Raw genomic sequence first — 19,894 nt, forward strand, 5'->3', positions numbered from 1 at the left:
TAGCTACGCCCGTTTCGCGCCGAACTCAGTCGGTGACGGTCACGTCGAACGTCGAGCGCCACCGGTAGCGGCGGCCGCCCCACCGGAACGTCGGCACGACGAGCGCGTAGCAAAACACCGCCGAAACGAGCAGCGCCGACGGGTACGCCAACAGCCACGTCGAGCGGTCGACGCCGAAGAACCGGTAGGTGAGGTACGACGCGACGGTCAGCGTCGCGGCGGCGACGACGGGCGCGAGGAGGCAGAACAGTCCGACCAGCGAGACGGAGACGAACGCGACGGCTCTTTCCCTCGGATTGGGGACGGTGACGATTTTGACGAAGCGGACCAGTCGGTCGTGGACCGTCCTCGGATCCCCCTCGACGGGGACGAGCGTCAGTTCCGAACGGAGCGTCGTCACCTCGTCGCCGAGATGCTCCCACAGCAGGCTGTCGTCGCTGACGGTGCGGCGCAGTTCGGCGACGTACGCGTCGAGGTCCAGTTGGTCGCGCCGGAACGTGACCCCGCCGCCCCACGGCGCGTTCGCCACCCACACCGCGAGCGTGACGACGAACAGGAGAAACGGTTCGAACGGTCGCCACCAGCCGTCGCCGACGAACGCCGGGAGCGCCGATACCGCGCCGTGCTCCTCGCCGAGTGACTTCATCCGCGCTAACCACTCGTCGTCGCGCGGCACGTCGTCGTCAGTCAGGACGATTCGCTCCTGCTCCCGGTCGATGCGTTCGAGCGCGTACGCCAGCGCGTTGGCCTTCGCCGAACAGCGGACCGGGTCGCCCGCGACGAGGATGCGGACGCCGGACGGCGGGTCGTGGCTCGCTACCGGGTCGGTCGGCCGGTCGCAGACGACGAGCAGTTCGTCGTCGGAGCCGAGTTGGGCGGCGAGCGACTCGCAGGAGTCGGTCCACGTCGTCGTCGGCAGGATGACACTCGCCATCGTCCGAACCTGCATCGAAGAGGAACAAAAAGTCGAGTGTCGCGGGGGGTTCCCGTTCGGTCGAGACGAGGCGGACCGAACTCAGTCGTCGCCGTCGAGACACTCTCGCAGCGGTTCGACCAACTCGTCGGCGACGGTGTACGGGTCCGTCTTCCGGGCGACGACGGCGTCGACGAACGACTCCATGCCGCCGCGGCGGTCGATTTCGCTCTCCAGCAGCGAGCCGGTGTCCTCGCGCAGGAGCGTCCGAATCTCCTCGGCGTAGCGCGTCCGGGCCTTCTCGGTGAGACGGCCCGAGCGTTCGAGGTACTCGCGGTGTTCCGCGAGCGTCTCGATGAGTTCGTCGATGCCGTCACCCGAGGTGGCGACGGTCTCGACGACGTCCGCGGTCCACCCCTCCTCGCCGTCGCCTCCCTCACCGTTCTTCTCGCTCTCGTCGGGACTGTCGGCGACGTCGGGTTTCTCGAACCCGCCTCCCGCGCCGTGGTGACCCAAGTCGAGGTTCGCCGTCGGGTCGCCCTGGAGGTGAATCATCTCTTCGAGGTCGGCGACGGTTTTCGACGCGCCGCTCATGTCGGCTTTGTTGACGACGAACACGTCGCCGATCTCTAAAATCCCTGCTTTGAGCATCTGTACGTCGTCGCCGCTGCCCGGTTGGACGAGCACGACGACGGTGTCGGCGGTCCGAACGACGTCGATTTCGTTCTGGCCCGCGCCGACCGTCTCGACGATGATTTTGTCCTTGCCGAACGCGTCGAGCGCTTTGACGGCGTCGCCGGTGGCCGTCGAGAGGCCGCCGAGTGTCCCGCGGGCGCTCATCGACCGGAAGAACACGTCCATGTCGCCGACGTTCGAGGCCATGCGGATGCGGTCGCCGAGAACCGAGCCGCCGGTGTACGGCGAGGAGGGGTCGACGGCGATGATGCCGACGGTTTCGCCTCTGTCGCGGTAAGTCTTCGCCAGTTTGTCGACGAGCGTCGACTTGCCCGCGCCCGGACTGCCCGTGATGCCGATTACCTCGGCCTCGCCGGTGTGTTCGTGCAGCGCGGAGACCAGTTCGCGATAGCCCGGCGACCGGTTCTCTATCTTCGTGATGGTCCGCGCGAGCGCGCGATGGTCGCCGTCGAGGAGGCGGTCGACGAGGTCCGTCTCTTCGGCCCGACTCATGCGCGGTCGGGAGCGTTGTTCCGGACGAACTCGATGGTGTCGGCCATCGGCGTCCCCGGACCGAACACCTCGGCGACGCCCATCTCCTTTAGCTTCTTCTTGTCGTCGTCGGGGACGATGCCGCCGACGAGGATGAGCGTGTCCTCGAACGCGCCGTACTCCTTCAGGCCGTCGACGACCTTCGGGACGAGCGTGTTGTGCGCCCCCGAGAGGATGGAGATGCCGAGCACGTCGACGTCCTCCTGCACTGCGGCCTGGACGATCTCGTCCGGCGCGCGGTGGAGTCCCGAGTAGATGACCTCGAATCCGGCGTCGCGGAAAGCGCGAGCGATGACGTGCGCCCCGCGGTCGTGGCCGTCGAGTCCGACCTTGGCCACGAGACACCGAATCGCTCTCTGGTCTGCGTCTGCGCTCATGGGGTCAGATTCGCTATCCGCCGCTTTGACTCTAACGGATATTCGGGACAGTTCGAGCGGCTGACCCGGCCGTGATCCTGACCGCTGACGCGGGGAGTTCGTTCGACGCTACCGCTGCTCAGTCCCTCGTCCCGACGTGCTCGTCGAGGAACTCCACGATTGCGGCGTACGCGGTCTTTCGGTTTTCGAGCTTCGAGAAACCGTGACCCTCGTCCTCGAAGATGAGTTCGCGCACCGGGACGCCCTGTTCGCGTGCCTGCTCGACTATCTGGTGGGCTTCGCCGACGGGGACGCGCGGATCGTTCTCGCCGTGGAGGACGAACAACGGTGTTTGAATCGCTTCGATCTGGTTGATGGGCGAGATGGATTCGAGGAACTCCCTATCCGTTTCGAGGCTGCCGTACTCGGCCTCGCGGAGTTCACGTCGCCACTCGCCGGTGTTTTCGAGGAAGGTGACGAAGTTCGCGATGCCGACGATGTCGACGGCGGCGGCCCACAGTTCGGGGTACTCGGTCACCGACGCGAGCGCCATGAACCCGCCGTAGGAGCCGCCCATGGCGACGATTCGGTCGGGGTCGACCGAGGGGTGGTCGTGGAGCCACTCCACGGCCGCCTCGATGTCCTTCACCGAGTCCATCCGCTTCTCCACGTCGTCGAGGTGGCCGTACGCCTTCCCATAGCCCGCAGAGCCGCGGACGTTCGGCTCGAAGACGGCGTAGCCGTGGTTGAGCAGGAACTGCTTGACGCCGTTGAACGACGGGCGGCGCTGCGACTCGGGGCCGCCGTGGATGTCGACGACGACGGGCGTCTTCGACTCGTCACCGGCGCGTTCGGGCAGCGAGAAGAACGCCGGAATCTCGCGGCCGTCGAACGTCGGGTAGTGGACGAGTTCGGGTTCGATAAACGTGTCGCGGGGGATGCCCGCCGTCGCGGCGCGGGTCCACCGCTCGGTCTCGCCCGTCCGGACGTCGACGACGTGGACGTTCGTGTTGTCGGTGCTCCGCGTCGCCGTGATGGCGAACCGCTCGGCGTCGGGGCCGAAACTCACGCCGCCGGCGACGCCCTTCGGCAGGTCGGGGTCCGGAAGCGGGTCGACGGTGTCGGGACCGTCGAGGGTGCCGACGGAGAGTTCGGTGTAGCCGTCGACGTTGCGCGAGTAGACGATTCGTCCCGTCTCGTCGTCGATGGCGACACCGTCGATGTTCCACTCCTCGTCCGCGACGACGACGCTGAACTCCCGGGTTTCGAGGTCCAATCGAGCTAAATCGAGCGTATCGCTGTCGCGGTCGGTGACGAGATAGAGGCTCTCGCCGTCGGGAGCCCACTCGACGCTCGTATAGCGAACGGTGCCCTCGTGCGGCGTCACGTGCTCCAGTTCGCCGGTTTCGAGGTCCAACACGGAGACGTCCATGTCGAAGTTCGAGTACGCTTCGTGGACGACGAGTCGACTGTCGTCGGGCGACCAGCCGCCGACGTTGAGCCAGCCGCTGCCCTCGTGGACGAGCGTCGCGTCGTCGCCGACTTCGTCGCGGCCCTGAACGTAGACGTCGAAGACGGACTCGTCGCGGCGGTTCGACGTAAAGGCGAACCGCTCGCCGTCGTGGCTCCACCCACCCCAGCGGTGCTTGGCTTCGGGCATCGCGGTGAGCTCCGTAATCCGACCGTTGGCGACGTTCAGCAGGTAGAGCTGTTGGCGCTCGTTGCCGCCCTCGTCCATCCCGAAGACGAGTTCGGGACGCTCCGGCGACCACGAGACGAAGGTGACGCGCTCTTCGAAAAAGGTGTGCTGTTCGGGCCACTCGCCGGGTGCGCCGACGCTCCACACCTGCGAGGTGCCCGTCGTGTCCATCAGGAAGGCGACGCGCTCGCGCCGTCCCTCGAAGGTGTCTCCGGGGCCGAACGACCCGCCACCGGCGCTCCGGACGTTGAGGTACCGTTCGATGTCGTACGTCTCCATATCTCGGTGTTTCGGGCTCGTACCAAAACCGTTCGCTTCGCGGAGAGCGGTAACGCGACGTTTCCGATTCAGTACGTCGACCTGAACGACACTCCGCGAAAAATATAGAGACAATGTAACCGAACGTCTCACAATCCCGGCGTTTCGGACTGACACTCAGCTACCGTGTCGGGTGTCGGCCCGGTGTGTTGGACCGCTCACGGCAGCGTTTCCCCTGATTTGTTAACCAATAACAAAGCCGTCACGTACCCTCCAGGGTTCAATGAGCACTACCCGGCAGCGACGAGTGTCGGGGTACGCCGTAGGAGCGGTTGTCCTCGTCCTTCTCGTCGGAGCGATATACTCGGGCGTGGGCCCGTTCGCCGCACTCGGGACACAGACACCCGAGACGACAGTAACGGGTTCGACGGACGCACCGCAGACGAACGACCCGCTCGGTGGACCCGCCGAGGGCGAACGGAACCTCTCGACGGCGAACACGACGTTCTTCGGGCAGAACGCCACCGACCGCACAGGCTGGCGCGTCGTCCCCGCCGGCGACGTGAACGGCGACGGCGAGGGCGACGTGCTCGTCAGCGCGCCGCGCGCCGACCGCGGCAACGCGACGAACGGCACGTCGGACGTCGGCACCGACGCCGGTGCGGTCTACCTCTTCTACGGACCCGTCGAAACCGACCGTCTGAACGTCTCGGAGGCGAACGCCACCTTCGTCGGCGTCGAAGCCGGCGACCTCGCCGGGTCGAGCGTCGCCGCGGGCGACGTCGACGGCGACGGGCTAAGCGACGTGCTCGTCGGTGCACCCGGAGCAAACGGGAGTGCAGGGGCGGTCTACCTCCTGTTAGGCTCGGAGAACCGCTCAGGCGTCGTCTCGCTGGGCGACGCGGACGCCACCGTCGTGGGCGTAGACGCCGGCGACGAGTTCGGTCACTCGTTGGCGGTGCTCGGCAACGGGAGCGACGAGTACGCGAACGCGACGAACGCGACGTCGGTGCTCGTCGGCGCACCGTACAACGACAGCGTCGGCAACGACTCGGGCGCGGCGTACCTGTTCGACTCGGCCGCCTTCGGTGCGGGCGCGTTCGAGAACGCGACGACGGCCAACGCCAGCTACGCCGGCGAGGGCGAGAAAGACCGGGCCGGCTGGTCGCTGTCGACAGCGGGCGACGTCGACAACGACAGCCGAGTCGACTTCGTCGTCGGCGCGCGCGGCAACAACAGTTCGGCCTCGAACGCGGGTGCGGCGTACGTCGTCACGGACGCGAACGAGACGGGCGAGCGCTCACTCGCCGACGCGACGCTGAAACTCGCCGGAGTCGGCGCGGACGACAACGCCGGGTTCGCCGTCTCCGACGCGGGCGACGTGAACGACGACGGATTCGGCGACGTGCTCGTCGGCGCACCCGGCAACGACACGAACGGAACGAACGCGGGTGCGGCGTACGTCGTCTTCGGCGGCGAGTGGGACGGCACCTCACCGGCGACGCGCTCGCTCGCCGACGCGAACGCGACGCTCTACGGCGTCGGCGACGGTGATCAGGCCGGGTGGGCCGTCTCCGGCGCGGGTTCCGTCGACGAGAACTGCGACGAGTTCGACGACGTGCTCGTCGGCGCGCCGCGCAACGGGACGAACGGCTCGAACGCGGGCGCGGCGTACCTCGTCTACGGCGGCGAGGCCCTCTCCGGGCCGCAGAGCCTCGCGGACGCGAACGCGACGTTCCGCGGTGCGGGTCCGAACGACAGGGCGGGCTTCGCCGTCGCTGGCGCGGGTGACCTCAGCGGCGACGACAGGATAGACCTCCTCGTCGGCGCGCCGTACGCCGACAGCAACGAACCTGGCGCGGGCGCGGCGTACCTCATCGAGGGTACCTGCGAGGTCGAACGGCCGCCGAAGCCGTCGGAGTCGCCGACGGAGGAACCGAAGGACACGCCGACCGAGAAGCCGAAGGATACGCCGACCGAGAAACCGAAGGACACACCGACCGAGAAGCTGAAGGATACGCCGACCGAGAAACCGGCGGAGAAACCGAAGGACACGCCGACCGAGAAACCGAAGGACACGCCGACCGAGAAACCGAAGGATACGCCGACCGAGACGCCCGAACCCGAGGTTCAGTCGATAACCGCCGAAGCCCTGGAGTGCGAGCAGATACGGTTCGTCAACCCGAACCCGTTCCCGGTGGTTGTCACCTACGACCTCTACCTCGACGACAACTACGGCGTCGAGGAGTTGGAGCCGAAGACCATCACGCTCGGGCCGAATGAGGAACGAATCGTGACCGACCCGTATATCGGCTACGAACCCGAGAGCGAGCAGTTCATCTCGATAACCGCGGAGCGCGACACCGAGGCGGGCGGCGCGGTCCCGGTCAACGGCGAGGACCGGTCGGTCATCGTCGGGTTGATCTGCGGCGCGACGATGGAGATCGTCTCCGACGAGTGTGGTCAGTTCACGCTCACCAACGAGAACCCGTTCGACGTGCGCGTCACGTACGACATCGAGGTCGACGGCGACAGCGATTCGAGAGTCACGCGGAGCGTGCTGGTCGAGGCGGGAGAGTCGGTGACGGCCGACGACTCGGAACTCTCCGCAGAGAGCGACGACATACAAGTCTACGCCCGCGGCGAGCGCGTCGACAACGGCGCGTTCATCCTAGTGCTCGACCCCTCCGGCGAGGAGTTCGTCCAAGTCGAATCGTGCTCACAGGGGACCGAGACGCCGACTGAGACACCCACGGAAACGCCAACGACCGAGACGCCCACCGAGACGCCCGAACCCGAGGTTCAGTCGATAACCGCGGAGTCGCTCGACTGCGAGCAGATACGGTTCGTCAACCCGAACCCGTTCCCCGTCGTCGTCACCTACGACCCGTACCCGGGCTACCAGAACCCGGAACTCGAACCGCGAACCATCACGCTCGACCCCGGTGAGGAGCGAGTCGTGACGGACCCGTACATCGGTTACGACCCCGAGGTGGAGATATTCATCAACGTCGAAGCCGAGCGCGAGTCCGGTGAGACCGTCCCGATCAACGGAAAGGACGAGGGTGAGACGCTCGAAGGGACCGCCTGCGCCTTCGGCATGGACGTGACGAACCCCGAGTGCGGCGTGTACGTGCTGACCAACGACAACCCGGTGGACGTGCTCGTCACCTACAGAGTCGAGTTCGCCAGCACCGACAGACTGCCCGTCGAACGAGAGGTGCTCGTCGAGGCCGGCGACTCCGTGACCGTCGAGGACGACGTCTTCTACGACGACGTCCAGTACGTCGACTTCAGAGGAGAGCGACCGGACAACGGCGCGTTCATCTACGTCTACAGCGAAGAGGGGTATGAGTTCTACGAACTCCAGCCGTGTCCCGAGGAGGGGACTGAGACGACTACGGAGACGGAAACCGAGACGTCGACCACTACCGAAACGGAGACCGCTACCGAGACGACTACCGAGACGGAATCGCCGACGGAGACGACCGAAACTACAGAGGCGACGACAGAGACAGAAACTACCGAAACCACTACCGTCGAACTTCTCACGAGCACGGCGGGTGGCTTCGTCGGTGCGCTGCCGTGGGCGATGTTGATTGCACTCCCACTCTTGGCGTTGCGACGCGACGGCCGACGCTGAGGGTCTCGTTTCGTCAGCGCCGGTCGGCGCTGATTTCTCGAATCGCATGGATTTTTATCACCCCCCGACATTCCGGTTCGTATGCGTGTCGCGTTCGTCTCGATGCTCACGACGCATCACGAGGAGACGGCGGTGACTCGACGAACGCGACGAACCGTACGGTATCTGTTGGACCACGGCCACGAGGCCGTTATCCTCTGCGCGCAGTGGTGGGGCGGCGACGTCCCCGAGTTCGAACACGAAGGAATCAGCTACCGTCGGGTGACGGACGAACCCGCCGCGCGCGGGTTCGCCTCGAAGCTCCCGTTCGCGCTCCGGAAGGTCGGCGCGGACGTGATTCACGCGGTGAACAGTCCGCCGAAACACGTCACCGCCTCGAAGACGGCCGGACGACTCCTCCGGACGCCCGTTCTCGTCGACTGGTGGGACGACGACCCAGCGAACCCCCGGTCGGGCTACCGCCGCGCTGCCAAACGCGCCGACCTCGTCGTCGCCCCGTCGCAGACGGTGAAGACGCAGGTCAGAGAGTACGGCGCGTCCGAGGACGACATCGACCTCGTTCCGGAGTGCATCGACACGTCGCTGCTCGCGACGGTGGACGCCGACGAACGCGCGCAGATCGTCTACGCCCGTCACCTCGACGAGCACGCCAACGTCGAGTCGTTTCTGCTCTCGTTGGCGGAACTGCGCGACAGGGATTGGTCGGCCGCAATCGTCGGTGACGGTCCCGAGCGCGACCGCGCCGAGCGGACCGCACGCGACCTCCGCATCGACGACCGAGTGACGTTTCTCGGCGCGCTCTCGGACGCCGAACTCGTCTCGGTGCTCAAGGGCGCGCACGTGTTCGTCCAGACCGCCGAGCGCGAACCGTTCGCGCGAAACCTGCTGTGGGCGCTCGCCTGCGGATGCGTCAGCGTCGTGGAGTACCAGGTCGGGTCGAGCGCGCACGAACTCGTCGAGGGCCGCGAGCGCGGGTCGCTTGCGACCAGTCCGCAGGAGATAGCCGAGCGCATCGCCGACGCGGGCGCGTTCGACCACTGGACGCACGACGAGGCGTTCGACCGATACGACTGTACCGACGTGCTCGACCGCTACGTCGACTGCTACGAGCGGGTCGTCGCGAACTACGGACTGTTCTGAGTTCGAACGTCGACGGTCGAGAAAAGCGACCGCGGCGAGCCCGACAGTCGTCTACGACTCGTAGTCGCCGCCGTACTTGATGAAGAAGTAGCCGAGACCGAGTGTCGCGATCATCGAGAACGTCGACGCGACGCCGATGGATTTGGCGCTGTTGGGAACCGACGGCACGCTGGAGCCGCCGCCGCCCTCGCCGCCACCGTCGCTACCGCCGCCCTCGACGACTTCGATAGTGCCGACCATCCCGGCGCTCTCGTGCGGTTCGCAGACGTACTCGTACTCCGCCTCCTCCTCGAAGGTGTGCTCGTAGGTGTGGCCCTCGTCGTAAATCTCGGTCTCGCCCCAGTCGCCCTCGTTCGGAACGACGTTGTGCCCGTTCGAGGCCCACTCGAAGACGACAGTCGTCCCCGGTTCGATGGTGAGCTCTTCGGGGTCGAAGGAGAGCCCGTCGCTTCCGGCACCGACCGTGACGGTCTCGGTGCCGCCACCGCCGCCGTCGGACCCGCCAGCGGACTCGTTGCCCGACGACTCGTTACCCCCGGATTCGTTGCCGGACGATTCGTTTCCGGCGGACTCGTTACCGGCCGTCTCGTTGCCCGAGGAGTCGTTTCCGGACGTCCCGTTGCCGTCCTCCTGGGCGGCCGCCGTCGTCGCGCCCACCGCGGTCGCGGTCGCACCGGCCGTCGCCCGGAGGAACGTGCGCCGCGAGATAGCGTCCTTGCTCATGGAGTCGAGTTGGAAACGGGCGGTAGTGAATACTTTGGTTCGGACCTGCCCGACGTGCGGAGATTCATATACGGAGACGCGACCATCGCGACCGTGCGCTGAGAACTGCCGCGGTCGAACGAGGCGGGTGTGCGGCCGACCGACCGCGGATACGCGAGTGACACCGTCGCGGCCGCCTGTTCGCCAACCCGAATGCGAGCCCTCGGACGGACTCGTCGAGCGGTGCGTTCAGAGCGTGTAGTCGTGCTCGCCCGTCTCCGTCTCCAGAAACGCCGTCAGGAGGTCGATGGTCGCCGACACGTCGTCGGCGTGTGCGCTCTCGGTGACCGTGTGGAGGTAGCGCGTCGGTATCGAGAGCGCGCCGACCGGCTTCGCGCCGTGAGTGTTCTGGAACCCGGCGGTGTCGGTACCGCCCGCGGGCAGAATCTCCAGTTGGTACGGAATCTCTTCGTCCTCGGCGACCGAGCGGAGCCGACGGTGCACTTTCGGATTCGTGATGACGCTCGAATCCTTCAACTTAATCGCCGTCCCCTCGCCGAGTTCGGTGACGTGCTCCCCCTCGTCGAACCCCGGCACGTCGTTGGCGACGGTCACGTCGAGCGCGACGGCCAAATCCGGGTCGACGTCGCCGCCGAGCGCCGTCGCCCCGCGGATACCGACCTCCTCCTGCACCGTCGCCGCGAAGTGAATCGTCACGGCGGGGTTCTCGATGCGTCGCGCCGCCTCCAGCATCGCGAACAGGCAGATGCGGTCGTCGAGCGCCTTCCCGGTCACGTGGTCGCCGAGTTCGACCGTCGTCTGGTCCATCGTCACGAGGTCGCCCCGGGAGACGTGCTCGCGGACGGCGTCGCCGGAGCGACCGAGGTCGACGTGGACGTCTTCGACTTTGTCCGTCTTCTCGCGCTGTTCATCCGAGAGCGTGTGCGGCGGTACGGAGCCGATGGCACCCGGCAGGTCACCGGACTCGGTGTGTACCTTCACGCGCTGTGCGCGGAGAACGCGCGCGTCGAACCCGCCGAGGGGGTCGAGTTGGAGGAAGCCCTCGTCGGTGATGTGTCGGACCATGAAGCCGATTTCGTCCATGTGAGCCGCGATGGCGACGCTGTAGTCGCTTTCTCCGTCTATCGTGCCGACGACGTTACCCATCGCATCCGACGTGACGCGGTCGGTGCTCGCTTCGAGTTCGCGGCGGACGACCTCCCGAATTCGGTCCTCGTAGCCGGGCACGCCGCTCGCTTCCGTCAGTTCGCGAAGAAGTTCGAATTCGAAATCCATGCGGAGAAGTGACCGACCCGGGGGAAAAGCACACGGATCCCGGCGGTCGGCGCCGGGGAACAACTCACAACGCGTTCATCATGGTTCCGGAACGTTTTTGCGCCGGATACAACCATGGATAGCCATGGCAGACGAATCCGTCGAAGCGGAACTCCGCGCGCAGCTACAGGAAGCGTTCGAGGGCGCAGACTACCCCGTCAGTAACCAGATGGACCTCGTACCCGCGCTCCCTAACGGACCGGGCACGCGCTTCGAGGCGGGCGACGTGAGCTTCACCGCGATGGAGATGGCGGCGAAACTCGGGAGCCACCAGGACTTCCCGTACGACGACGCCGACAGCCTCGTCGACGACGTGATGGACGGCCTGCGCGCCGAAGGGATGCTCTAAGCCCCGGATTTCTTCGGATTTTCTCCCCACGAGCAGCGACGCGTGACGCGCTCACCCGCCGCGACGTTCCCGGCCGTGTTCCTCACAGAGCACCTCGCCCGCATTGGAGTCGAGATAGAACGTCTCTCCGGTCTCGATGATACGCCCGCAGACCGCACAGCCGTCGTCGTGTCTGAGGAAGTACTTCCCCTCCGCGCGGCCGGTTTCCAACCGACCGGCTTCGACCGCAGGACGCGTGAGTCCTTCGCCGATTTGGGTTCGTTCCGGACTGTCCGCGGCCTCGAATCGAACGATTGGCACAGCGTCACTACGACCGTGGTGGAGAAAGCTTCCGGGGCGAGCGATTCTTAATCGCTCGGGTCCAACAGCGACTGTGCTTTCGGAGTGGCTCGCTCTGTTTCCCCCGTGGCTGCTCGTCGGCCTCTTCTTCGGAGCGGTGGCCTCGGTGCTCGCCACCGGCGTGTTCGTCGTCGGCGACCGACTGTTCCCGACGGCCCCCGTCGACGAGAGTGCAAAGATCGACGGAACCGCTCGCCGACGAACCGAGATTCGCGAGTATCTCGACGCCATCGGTGAACCGTTCGCCGAGGATCATCCCGTCCACGGCCAGACGGTGGCGTTCTACCTCCCTTCCCGGAACGTCGCCATCACGTTCGACGCACAGGCGTACTTCCGCATCGAACGCGCCGGGACGTACGCCGTCCTCTGCGAACACGAGATGCCGGGCGCGCAACTCGGTCGACGACTCCCGTTCGAGGTACCGGAATTCGAGCCCGAACTGGTCGACCTCGACAACCCCATCGCCGAGGCGTTCGAGCGCCTCGGTCTCCCAGCGACAGCCAGCGCTGACGACGTGAAGGCGGCGTACCGCTCGCGGGTGAAACACGCCCATCCCGACCACGGCGGAAACGAGGCGGAGTTCAAGCGCGTCCGCGAGGCGTACACGACCGCGAGAGACCACGCCGAGGCGTGAGCGCAGTAACGATTAGCGACCGTCGAGTTCCCGGACCTCGTGAGAGATGTCCTCGTCGCGGAGCGCGTCGGTGACGCGGCCGACGGCGTCCATCGTCGCGACGACGAGCACGGACTGGCCGCGGGCCGCCGCCGCCGCGGCGACGTCACCCGCAGCGACGGTGACCGCGGGGTCGACGCCCGCCGAGCGGAGCGCGACAGTCGCTTCGACGCCCGACGCGACGACGACGTCGGCGTCGCCGCAGAGGTCCGCGAGCGCGTCGCCATCGACGGCGCGACTGCCGCCGGTCCGAACCGCCGGGACCTGAACCACGGTGACGCGTCCGGTGTCCATCTCGATGACGCCCTCGAATCCGGTGACGCCCACGTCGGTGCCGGCGTCGGCGTCGGTGGTCGCGACGCCCGTCGCCGGACCCTCGTCGCCGGGCGTGGCGTGGAGCAGTCCCTCGCGAATCGACAGCGAGACGGCGTCACCCGCCTCGATGTCGTCGGTGGCAACGGCGGCGTCCTCCTGGACGCTCTCCAGTACGTCATCGGTGACGTGCTCGGCGTAGCGCCGCAGCGACTTCGCCTCGCGGAACAGCCAGTCGACACCCTCCTTCGTGACGCGGTAGCGCGAGCGACCCTCTTTGTCGACGAACCCCTCGTCAACGAGGTCGCGGATGTACTCGGAGACGGCCTGGCTCGTGACCCCGACCGCCGAGGCGATCTCGCCCTGGCTCACCGCCGGTTGTCGGTCCGCGATCTCGACGAGGATGCGAAACCGCGTGGCCGTGCGTTTGTCCTGCAGGGCGTCGCTCATGTCGCGACGGTGGACCGGCGTTGTGAAAAAGTCACCGTCGTGGCGGCGTCTCCGAGCGGAGAACAGTACCGATTTGACGGCAGCGGCCCTCTCGTCTCGCGTGCCCGAGTTCGTCGTCGGCGACCGCGCCGTCTTCTTCCCGGCGAGCGAGGCGCTCGTCGTCGCCGACCCCCACGTCGGCCGCGACGAAGCCTCCGAAGTGGCGTTCCCGCTCGGCGAACGTGCGGACCTCCGCGACCGACTCGTCGCGCTGCTCGACCGGTTCTCGCCTGCCAAAGTCGTCTTCGCGGGCGACGTCCTCCACTCGTTCTCGCGCGCGTCGGCGGCGACGGCCGAGAGTCTCGGTGACCTCGTCGACGCCTGCCGCGAGCGGGGTGTTCGACCCATTCTCGTCGTCGGAAACCACGACACGATGCTCGCGTCGGTGTGGGATGGACCGCTGTACGACGAGTATCGGCTCGGCGGAAGACAGGGTGGGGAGTGCGACGAGACGCTCGTCTGCCACGGCCACGAGGAGCCCGACGGCGACGCCGACTGCTACGTCGTCGGCCACGACCATCCGACCATCTCCATCGAGGGCCAGCGCCGACCCTGCTTCCTCTACGGTCCCGGGAGCTACCGCGGCGGCGACGTGCTGATGCTGCCCGCGTTCAGCCGCCTCGCGCCGGGCGTCGAGATAAACCGGATGCGGACCTCCGACTTCCAGTCGCCGCTCGTCACCGACGCCGACGCGCTTCGACCGGTCGTCTTCGACGAGTCGAGCGGGGAAACGCTGTGGTTCCCGCCGCTCGGGACGTTCCGGCGATTGCTGTGAGTCGAACCCTTCCCCGAAGGAGAACGTCGATCCGAACGGGAACGTCGCTCCGCACAGAGCGAACTTGTTTACGACCTTGCGTTGGGCACTCGCCCATGGCACGAGTGTTCAAATCTCCGGCCAGCTACGTACAGGGAGCGGGCGTCGCCGAACAGCTCGGCGAGCACACTACGGAGTTCGGCGAGTCGGCGCTGCTGCTCGCCGACGAGATCGTCCTCGACATCGTCGAGGAGACGGTCCAGTCGAGCCTCGACGAGGCCGGTGTCGAGCTATCGACCGTCACGTTCGGGGGCGAAGCCTCCGAGACGGAGATAAACCGCGTCACCGAGGAAGCCGAGGAGCAGGAAGTCGACTTCGTCGTCGGCGCGGGCGGCGGGAAGACGCTCGACACCGCGAAAGCCGTCAAGGAGGAGGCGAACGTTCCTGTCGTCTCGATGCCGACCGTCGCGTCGACCGACGCACCGACGAGCAGCCTCTCGGTTATCTACAGCGAACACGGCGAGTTCGAGCGATACCGGTTCTACTCGTCGCACCCCGAACTCGTGCTCGTGGACACGGAACTCGTCGCGGCGGCCCCGCCGCGCTTTTTCGTCTCCGGCGTGGGCGACGCGCTCGCGACGTGGTTCGAGGCCGACGCGACCTCCCGCTCCGCGGGGACGACCATCTTCGGTGAGCGACCGACACGCAGCGGCCACGCCCTCGCGGAACTCTGCTACGAGACGCTCCGCGAGCACGCGCTCTCGGCGGTGCAGGCCGTCGAGCGCGACGCAGTCACCGAGAGCGTCGAAGCCGTCACGGAGGCGAACACGCTCCTGAGCGGGCTGGGGTTCGAGAGCGGCGGCCTCGCGGCGGCACACTCGGTACACAACGGGCTGACGCAGTTAGAGGCGACCCACGACGCGACGAACGGCGAGAAGGTGAACGTCGGGACGCTGACGCAACTCGTCCTGGAAGGGAAACCGGACGCGTTCGTCCAGGATGTCGTCGAGTTCTCGGCGGCGGTCGGCCTCCCGGTGACGCTCGCGGACATCGGCCTCGAGGACCCGAGTCGCGACGACCTCGACCGCGTGGCCGAGGCCGCCTGCGTCGAGGACGAGACCATCCACAACGATCCGTTCCCGGTCGACCCGCGATGGTCCGCGACGCGTTGCTGACCGCGGACGCGCTGGGTGAACAAGTGAGAGAGGAGTAGAAAATCGAGCGCGTCAGTCCGCGCTCTCCGCCTCGCGCGCACGCTGACGTTGTCGGGACTCGTGCAGTTGCGCGCAGACGCCGCCCTGTCCGCGCATGTTCACCGACGCCAGGCGACCGCGGCGGCGGACGAGTTCGAACTCGTCGACCGAAATCGGCTCTCCCTCCGGCGTGCGGAACACCGGGCCCGACTCGAAATCAACGCCGACCGACTCGGCCTTCTCGACGTAGTCGACCAGCGAGTCGCGCGGGATACAGAGCCGTATCGCGCCGTCGGCGACCGAGACGACCGCCCGTTGGCTGCCGGGACCGTCGGGGTCGAACGTCACGTCCGCGGTCGAGAGCGTGACGAGCTGCGCCGGCGTCGCACCGGCGTCGAGCAGCGCGTCGAGCGCGCGGTGCTGGCGGACGATTCGCGCCTTCCCGTCGAGCTCCCGTCTGACCGCGTCGAGGTCACCGTCGGCGTCGTCGAACGCCTCGGCGAAGGGTTGTCCCTCGTTGACGCCCTCGGTGAGTTCGGTCTCGTGGACGTGGTCTTCGAGGACGACGCGGGCGCGGGCGACGCCGGGGAGCGACTCGACCGCCGCGCGCGCGTCGACCATCATGAGCCACGCGAACGCGGGCGAGCACCACGCCGTCGGCAGCGAGAGGTTGACGGTCACCGATCTCCCGCAGCGGCCACTATCGGCGGCGTCGCTGTCGCCGTCGCCGAGGTCGATTTCGGTGATGTAGTCGAGTTCGACGATGGAGCGGTCGAGTTCCGGGTCGGTCACGCCGTCGAGCGCGTTCAGGACCGCGGCGCGGCGCGGCGTGACCGCGCTCGGAGCGGACTCGCTCGGCAGACGTTCGCCCGACATCAGTCTGCGGCCGCGTCGGCGGCGTAGTCGTCGCCGAGCCCGAACTGCTCGGAGATGGCGTCCGACTCGAACTGTTTCTTCTTCTCCTCGATGTCGATGTCGTAGAGGCGAGCGGCGTTCTCGCCCATCACCTTCTTCAGCACGTCGGTCGTGAGTTCGACGCCGTACTCGTCGCGCTGCTCGGGCGTGAGTTCGGCCTCCATCACGAGTTCGACGAGCCAGTCGGGGTTCCACAGCGCGTAGTCGCTACCGAACAGCAGTCGGTCCTCGCCGAGCCAGTACAGCAGTTCGCCCATTATCTCGCCGAACTTTCGGGGTCGGTTCTGCACCATCGGCGCGGCGACGGCGAGACCGCCGTAGACGTTCGGTTCCTGCGCACCGATCCAGCAGAAGTCGTCGAGACGCGGGAGACCGACGTGCTCGACGACGAAGTTCAGTTCGGGAAAGGAAGTCGCCGCGTCGTCGACGTCGGCCACGTCAAAGGCGTCGCGGTTCAGCGGCCGAATCGTCGGTCCCTTGTGCGGGTGGACGTTCTCGATTCCGAGTTCGCTGCACTTCTCGAGGAACTCGAACGTCTCCTCGTCGTCGAGTCGCCACCCCTTCGAGTCGCCCTTCCACTCCGCGGTGTAGAGCTTCACGCCGTCGACGTCGTACTCCTCCTTCTGGCGCTCTAACTCCCGCTTGCCCGCCTCGCCGTCGCGCGGGTCAAATCGTCCGTTGACGATGAATCGCTCGGGGTACTGTTCGACGAGTTCGGCGTTGTCGTCGACGGTGTTGAACCCCTCCTCGTAGAACTCGTGGAGGTGCGTCGGCTGGAAGATGGCCATGTCGACCGCGCCGTTGCCGAACAGGTCCTCGACCATCCGCTCTGCGCTGTACTTCCGGTACTCGTCGAGCGTCCACTGCCGGTCCTCCGGCGTAAAGCCCGTGTGGTAGTCGTAGAAACAGCGGATGAACTGCTCGCCGCCGTCGTTCTTGACGTTCTCCTCGCTCGCGTCCCAGTGGTGGACGTGCGCGTCGATGACGAACACGTCCTCACCGCGTTGTCGGTACATGACGGACGGCTGTTCGGACACAAACTACATTATCTTTCGTTATGTTATCGGCGAGGAAAACACTATCGTAGAAGTGAGTTTCGTCCAGTTCTGTAAGTCCGAGAACAGTTTTACTTCTCCGAGTGACAGTAGTTACCACGATGCAAGCCGCGAGATTACACGAGTACACCGACGACATGGAGCACGCGCTGTCGATAGACGAAGTGGACCGACCGGAGCCGGGCCACGGTGAGGTTGTCGTCGAAGTCGAAGGCGCGGGATGGTGTCAGACTGACAATCATATAATCGAAGGAATGTGGACCGACTACGTCGACCAGGAGCTCCCGATGACGCTCGGCCACGAGAACGCCGGCACCGTCGTCGAAGTCGGCGACGGCGTCGAGACAGTCTCGGAGGGCGAGTCGGTCATCTGCCACCCGGTGATGACCTGCGGGGTCTGTCGCGCCTGTCGGATGGGCGAGGACATGTACTGCGAGAACCTCACGTTCCCGGGACTCACGGCCGACGGCGGGTTCGCCGAGTATCTGCTCACCTCCCAGCGGTCGGTGATTCCGCTCCCCGAGGGGACCGACACCACCGACATCGCTCCGCACGCCGACGCCGGTATCACGGCGTACCACGCCGCGAAGAAGGCCGTCCGCGAACTGAACCCCGGCGACCACGCCGTCGTCATCGGCGTCGGCGGCCTCGGCCACATCGGTCTACAGTGTCTGAACGCGATGAGCGCCGCGAACATCGTCGCCGTCGACCTGAAGGACGAGGCGTTGGACCTCGCGACTGACCTCGGCGCGCACGAGACGGTGAACCCGACGAACGTCGACGTCGCCGACGCGATCGACGACATGACCGACGGCGCGGGCGCGCGGCAGGTGCTCGACTTCGTCGGGGCCGACCAGACGACCGGACTCGCGCCGGACATCGTCTCAGCGGGCGGCGACCACCACATCATCGGCTACGGCGGCCACATCCACGAACCGTCGCAGGCGTTGGTCAACGGCGAGTTCAGCTTCATCGGCAACATCGTCGGCAAGTACACCGAACTCCAGGAACTCGTCTCGCTCGTGGACCGCGGCGACGTGGAGCTCCACACGTCCCGTTACGACCTCGACGACGTGAACACCGTCGCCGAAAAGCTCGAGCACGGCGAAATCGAAGGTAGAGCCGTCATCACGCCGTAAGCGCCCGTCGCCACGTTCTACTTCGAGGCGCTACTGCAGGTCCTCGACGACCGCCCGCGCCGCCTTCCGCCCGCTCTCCATCGCGCCCTGAATCGACGACCACTCGGTATACTCGCCCGCGAGGTACACCCATCCCTCGGGAGCGTCGGCCTCCGGCAACGTCTCGTGAATTCCCGGCGGTTGGACGAACTGCGCGAACGGGACGCGCGTCGTCTTCAGCAGTCGGAGGCCGTCGAACGTCCGGTCCGGGTACCACGCGGTCAGTTCCTCGCGCGTCCGCTCGAACAGCGTCTCCTCGTCGGCATTTTGTGCATTTTCCCCGAGGAACGTCGCGTTGAGGAAGACGGTGTTCTTCGGCGCGTACTCGGGGGCGATCTCCGAGAGCGGGACGACGGTGTTCGGCGTCGCGTCGCCCGCGTTGAGTAGCAGTTTTCTGTCGGTACCGAGCGACGCGCCGCCGCGAATCGCGTAGTACTGGGTGACGCAGCCGGTTCCCTCCGTGGGTATCGACTCAACGCCGGTGAGCTCTCGCGCCGTCTTCGGGTCGGTCGCGACGACGACGGCCTCGGAGTCGATTTCCTCGCCGTCGACGGTGAGCGTCGCGCTCTCGTCCTCGTCGGCCCCCTCGACAGCCTCGGCCCGTTCGCCGAGTCGAATCTCTGCGCCCGCCTCGCGCGCGTTCGCCGCCAACTGCTCTGGGATGGCCTGCATCCCCGCTGCGGGGACGCCGATTTTCCCCCGCGAGAGCGCCCGGAACGTGTACTCGAAGACGGATTTGGCGGTGCCGAGCGAACGGTCGAGCGTGATACCGCCGTAGAACGGCGCGACGAAGTTCTCGACGTAGTCGTCGGAGAACCCCCAGTTTTCGAGGTACGCGCGAATCGACGGTTCCTCACCGGTGAAGAACTCCGACTCGCGCCGACTGGCGACGTGCTGCCGGAGCGCGAGCGTTCGCGCCTTGTCCCAGAACGTCACCTCGTCGGTGCGCAGCGACTCCGACAGGGAACCGGGGTCCCGAAGCGGGTCCGACAGCACAGAGCGCTTGCCGGGACGTGCGATGACCGCGCCGGGCGAGAACGGCCGCAGGTTCAACGCGTCGAGGTCGAGTTCACGCTGAACCGCGGGGTAGGCGGTGAAGAGCACCTGAAACCCGCGGTCGAACGTGTACCCGTCCTCGTGTTCGGTCCGGACGCGGCCGCCGACTTCCTCGCGCTCTTCGTACACCGTGACGTCGAACCCCGAGTCGGCGAGGTGGCGGGCGGCGACGAGGCCCGCGAGACCCGCGCCGACCACGGAGACGGCTGTATCGTCTGGCATACGTGTTCGTTGGGACGCGCGATACAAAGCATCACCTGACACGTGGGTCGGCGGCCGCGGGTTGGTCCCCGGACCTCCGCCAACGG

Annotated in this window: 18 protein-coding genes; 7 read left to right on the plus strand and 11 right to left on the minus strand. The window is 66.7% G+C overall.

All coding sequences use genetic code 11. The features are described 5' to 3' along the window. Positions 1-25: 25 nt before the first annotated feature. The 4 genes from LAQ74_RS10090 to LAQ74_RS10105 form a co-directional block, all read right to left on the minus strand. A complete protein-coding gene (locus LAQ74_RS10090) occupies positions 26-934 on the minus strand; it encodes a glycosyltransferase family protein (RefSeq protein ID WP_224332425.1) in 909 nt (302 codons plus the stop codon). Between the two features lie 81 nt (positions 935-1,015). Beyond that, entirely contained in the window at positions 1,016-2,101 is a 1,086-nt protein-coding gene (meaB, locus tag LAQ74_RS10095; protein ID WP_224332426.1) for a methylmalonyl Co-A mutase-associated GTPase MeaB, read from the minus strand. Continuing rightward, positions 2,098-2,517, minus strand: a complete 420-nt coding sequence (locus tag LAQ74_RS10100) for a cobalamin B12-binding domain-containing protein (RefSeq protein ID WP_224332427.1) — start codon at positions 2,515-2,517, stop codon at positions 2,098-2,100. Before LAQ74_RS10100 ends, meaB begins: the two co-directional genes overlap by 4 nt. Before the next feature lie 118 nt (positions 2,518-2,635). Next, on the minus strand, positions 2,636-4,474 hold the full coding sequence (locus LAQ74_RS10105; RefSeq protein WP_224332428.1) for a S9 family peptidase: 1,839 nt from the start codon (positions 4,472-4,474) through the stop codon (positions 2,636-2,638). 262 nt (positions 4,475-4,736) lie between these two features. Here LAQ74_RS10105 and LAQ74_RS10110 point away from each other — a divergent pair, with 262 nt between their 5' ends. Together LAQ74_RS10110 and LAQ74_RS10115 are read left to right on the plus strand one after the other, a co-directional pair. Then, positions 4,737-8,096 carry a hypothetical protein gene (locus LAQ74_RS10110; RefSeq protein WP_224332429.1) on the plus strand — a complete coding sequence of 1,120 codons (3,360 nt, stop codon included), beginning with the start codon at positions 4,737-4,739 and terminating at the stop codon, positions 8,094-8,096. A gap of 81 nt (positions 8,097-8,177) precedes the next feature. Next, positions 8,178-9,236, plus strand: a complete 1,059-nt coding sequence (locus tag LAQ74_RS10115) for a glycosyltransferase (protein ID WP_224332430.1) — start codon at positions 8,178-8,180, stop codon at positions 9,234-9,236. Between the two features lie 51 nt (positions 9,237-9,287). On the opposite strand, the gene LAQ74_RS10120 is transcribed toward LAQ74_RS10115, so the two are convergent. Together LAQ74_RS10120 and LAQ74_RS10125 are read right to left on the minus strand one after the other, a co-directional pair. Continuing rightward, positions 9,288-9,959, minus strand: a complete 672-nt coding sequence (locus LAQ74_RS10120; RefSeq protein ID WP_224332431.1) for a plastocyanin/azurin family copper-binding protein — start codon at positions 9,957-9,959, stop codon at positions 9,288-9,290. A gap of 228 nt (positions 9,960-10,187) precedes the next feature. Next, complete coding sequence (locus LAQ74_RS10125) at positions 10,188-11,234, minus strand: M42 family metallopeptidase (RefSeq protein ID WP_224332432.1); 1,047 nt, start codon at positions 11,232-11,234, stop codon at positions 10,188-10,190. A gap of 124 nt (positions 11,235-11,358) precedes the next feature. Here LAQ74_RS10125 and LAQ74_RS10130 point away from each other — a divergent pair, with 124 nt between their 5' ends. Next, positions 11,359-11,622 (plus strand): MTH865 family protein, encoded by a 264-nt coding sequence (locus tag LAQ74_RS10130; protein WP_224332433.1) that lies wholly within the window; start codon positions 11,359-11,361, stop codon positions 11,620-11,622. Between the two features lie 51 nt (positions 11,623-11,673). On the opposite strand, the gene LAQ74_RS10135 is transcribed toward LAQ74_RS10130, so the two are convergent. Continuing rightward, complete coding sequence (locus LAQ74_RS10135; RefSeq protein ID WP_224332434.1) at positions 11,674-11,922, minus strand: DUF8075 family protein; 249 nt, start codon at positions 11,920-11,922, stop codon at positions 11,674-11,676. 73 nt (positions 11,923-11,995) lie between these two features. Here LAQ74_RS10135 and LAQ74_RS10140 point away from each other — a divergent pair, with 73 nt between their 5' ends. Beyond that, a complete protein-coding gene (locus tag LAQ74_RS10140; RefSeq protein WP_224332435.1) occupies positions 11,996-12,595 on the plus strand; it encodes a J domain-containing protein in 600 nt (199 codons plus the stop codon). 12 nt (positions 12,596-12,607) lie between these two features. On the opposite strand, the gene LAQ74_RS10145 is transcribed toward LAQ74_RS10140, so the two are convergent. Then, on the minus strand, positions 12,608-13,396 hold the full coding sequence (locus LAQ74_RS10145; RefSeq protein ID WP_224332436.1) for a DUF7839 domain-containing protein: 789 nt from the start codon (positions 13,394-13,396) through the stop codon (positions 12,608-12,610). A 100-nt stretch (positions 13,397-13,496) separates the two neighbouring features. On the opposite strand from LAQ74_RS10145, the gene LAQ74_RS10150 reads away from it, so the two are divergent. Together LAQ74_RS10150 and LAQ74_RS10155 are read left to right on the plus strand one after the other, a co-directional pair. Then, positions 13,497-14,210, plus strand: coding sequence for a metallophosphoesterase (locus LAQ74_RS10150; protein WP_224332437.1), 714 nt, complete (start codon positions 13,497-13,499; stop codon positions 14,208-14,210). 95 nt (positions 14,211-14,305) lie between these two features. Then, positions 14,306-15,364, plus strand: a complete 1,059-nt coding sequence (locus LAQ74_RS10155) for a glycolaldehyde reductase (protein WP_224332438.1) — start codon at positions 14,306-14,308, stop codon at positions 15,362-15,364. Positions 15,365-15,415: 51 nt separating this feature from the next. Here LAQ74_RS10155 and LAQ74_RS10160 read toward each other — a convergent pair whose 3' ends face one another. Continuing rightward, on the minus strand, positions 15,416-16,258 hold the full coding sequence (locus LAQ74_RS10160) for an iron-sulfur cluster assembly protein (protein WP_224332439.1): 843 nt from the start codon (positions 16,256-16,258) through the stop codon (positions 15,416-15,418). Then, on the minus strand, positions 16,258-17,313 hold the full coding sequence (locus tag LAQ74_RS10165; RefSeq protein WP_224332440.1) for an amidohydrolase family protein: 1,056 nt from the start codon (positions 17,311-17,313) through the stop codon (positions 16,258-16,260). The genes LAQ74_RS10160 and LAQ74_RS10165 overlap by 1 nt, the downstream gene beginning before the upstream one ends. A 140-nt stretch (positions 17,314-17,453) precedes the next feature. On the opposite strand from LAQ74_RS10165, the gene LAQ74_RS10170 reads away from it, so the two are divergent. Beyond that, positions 17,454-18,491 carry an NAD(P)-dependent alcohol dehydrogenase gene (locus tag LAQ74_RS10170; protein ID WP_224332441.1) on the plus strand — a complete coding sequence of 346 codons (1,038 nt, stop codon included), beginning with the start codon at positions 17,454-17,456 and terminating at the stop codon, positions 18,489-18,491. Between the two features lie 30 nt (positions 18,492-18,521). Here LAQ74_RS10170 and LAQ74_RS10175 read toward each other — a convergent pair whose 3' ends face one another. Next, complete coding sequence (locus tag LAQ74_RS10175) at positions 18,522-19,808, minus strand: NAD(P)/FAD-dependent oxidoreductase (RefSeq protein WP_224332442.1); 1,287 nt, start codon at positions 19,806-19,808, stop codon at positions 18,522-18,524. Positions 19,809-19,894: the final 86 nt, after the last annotated feature.

Origin of the sequence: Haloprofundus halobius, assembly GCF_020097835.1 — an archaeon.
Taxonomy (GTDB): Archaea; Halobacteriota; Halobacteria; order Halobacteriales; family Haloferacaceae; genus Haloprofundus; species Haloprofundus halobius.

Bases quoted from the DNA above. Each gene is read 5' to 3' on its own strand.
- LAQ74_RS10165 (WP_224332440.1), bottom strand. From the start codon at position 17,313: ATGTACCGACAACGCGGTGAGGACGTGTTCGTCATCGACGCGCACGTC.
- LAQ74_RS10110 (WP_224332429.1), top strand. From the start codon at position 4,737: ATGAGCACTACCCGGCAGCGACGAGTGTCGGGGTACGCCGTAGGAGCG.
- LAQ74_RS10105 (WP_224332428.1), bottom strand. From the start codon at position 4,474: ATGGAGACGTACGACATCGAACGGTACCTCAACGTCCGGAGCGCCGGT.
- LAQ74_RS10120 (WP_224332431.1), bottom strand. From the start codon at position 9,959: ATGAGCAAGGACGCTATCTCGCGGCGCACGTTCCTCCGGGCGACGGCC.
- LAQ74_RS10170 (WP_224332441.1), top strand. From the start codon at position 17,454: ATGCAAGCCGCGAGATTACACGAGTACACCGACGACATGGAGCACGCG.
- LAQ74_RS10090 (WP_224332425.1), bottom strand. From the start codon at position 934: ATGGCGAGTGTCATCCTGCCGACGACGACGTGGACCGACTCCTGCGAG.
- meaB (WP_224332426.1), bottom strand. From the start codon at position 2,101: ATGAGTCGGGCCGAAGAGACGGACCTCGTCGACCGCCTCCTCGACGGC.
- LAQ74_RS10130 (WP_224332433.1), top strand. From the start codon at position 11,359: ATGGCAGACGAATCCGTCGAAGCGGAACTCCGCGCGCAGCTACAGGAA.
- LAQ74_RS10160 (WP_224332439.1), bottom strand. From the start codon at position 16,258: ATGTCGGGCGAACGTCTGCCGAGCGAGTCCGCTCCGAGCGCGGTCACG.
- LAQ74_RS10175 (WP_224332442.1), bottom strand. From the start codon at position 19,808: ATGCCAGACGATACAGCCGTCTCCGTGGTCGGCGCGGGTCTCGCGGGC.
- LAQ74_RS10125 (WP_224332432.1), bottom strand. From the start codon at position 11,234: ATGGATTTCGAATTCGAACTTCTTCGCGAACTGACGGAAGCGAGCGGC.
- LAQ74_RS10115 (WP_224332430.1), top strand. From the start codon at position 8,178: ATGCGTGTCGCGTTCGTCTCGATGCTCACGACGCATCACGAGGAGACG.
- LAQ74_RS10100 (WP_224332427.1), bottom strand. From the start codon at position 2,517: ATGAGCGCAGACGCAGACCAGAGAGCGATTCGGTGTCTCGTGGCCAAG.
- LAQ74_RS10145 (WP_224332436.1), bottom strand. From the start codon at position 13,396: ATGAGCGACGCCCTGCAGGACAAACGCACGGCCACGCGGTTTCGCATC.
- LAQ74_RS10155 (WP_224332438.1), top strand. From the start codon at position 14,306: ATGGCACGAGTGTTCAAATCTCCGGCCAGCTACGTACAGGGAGCGGGC.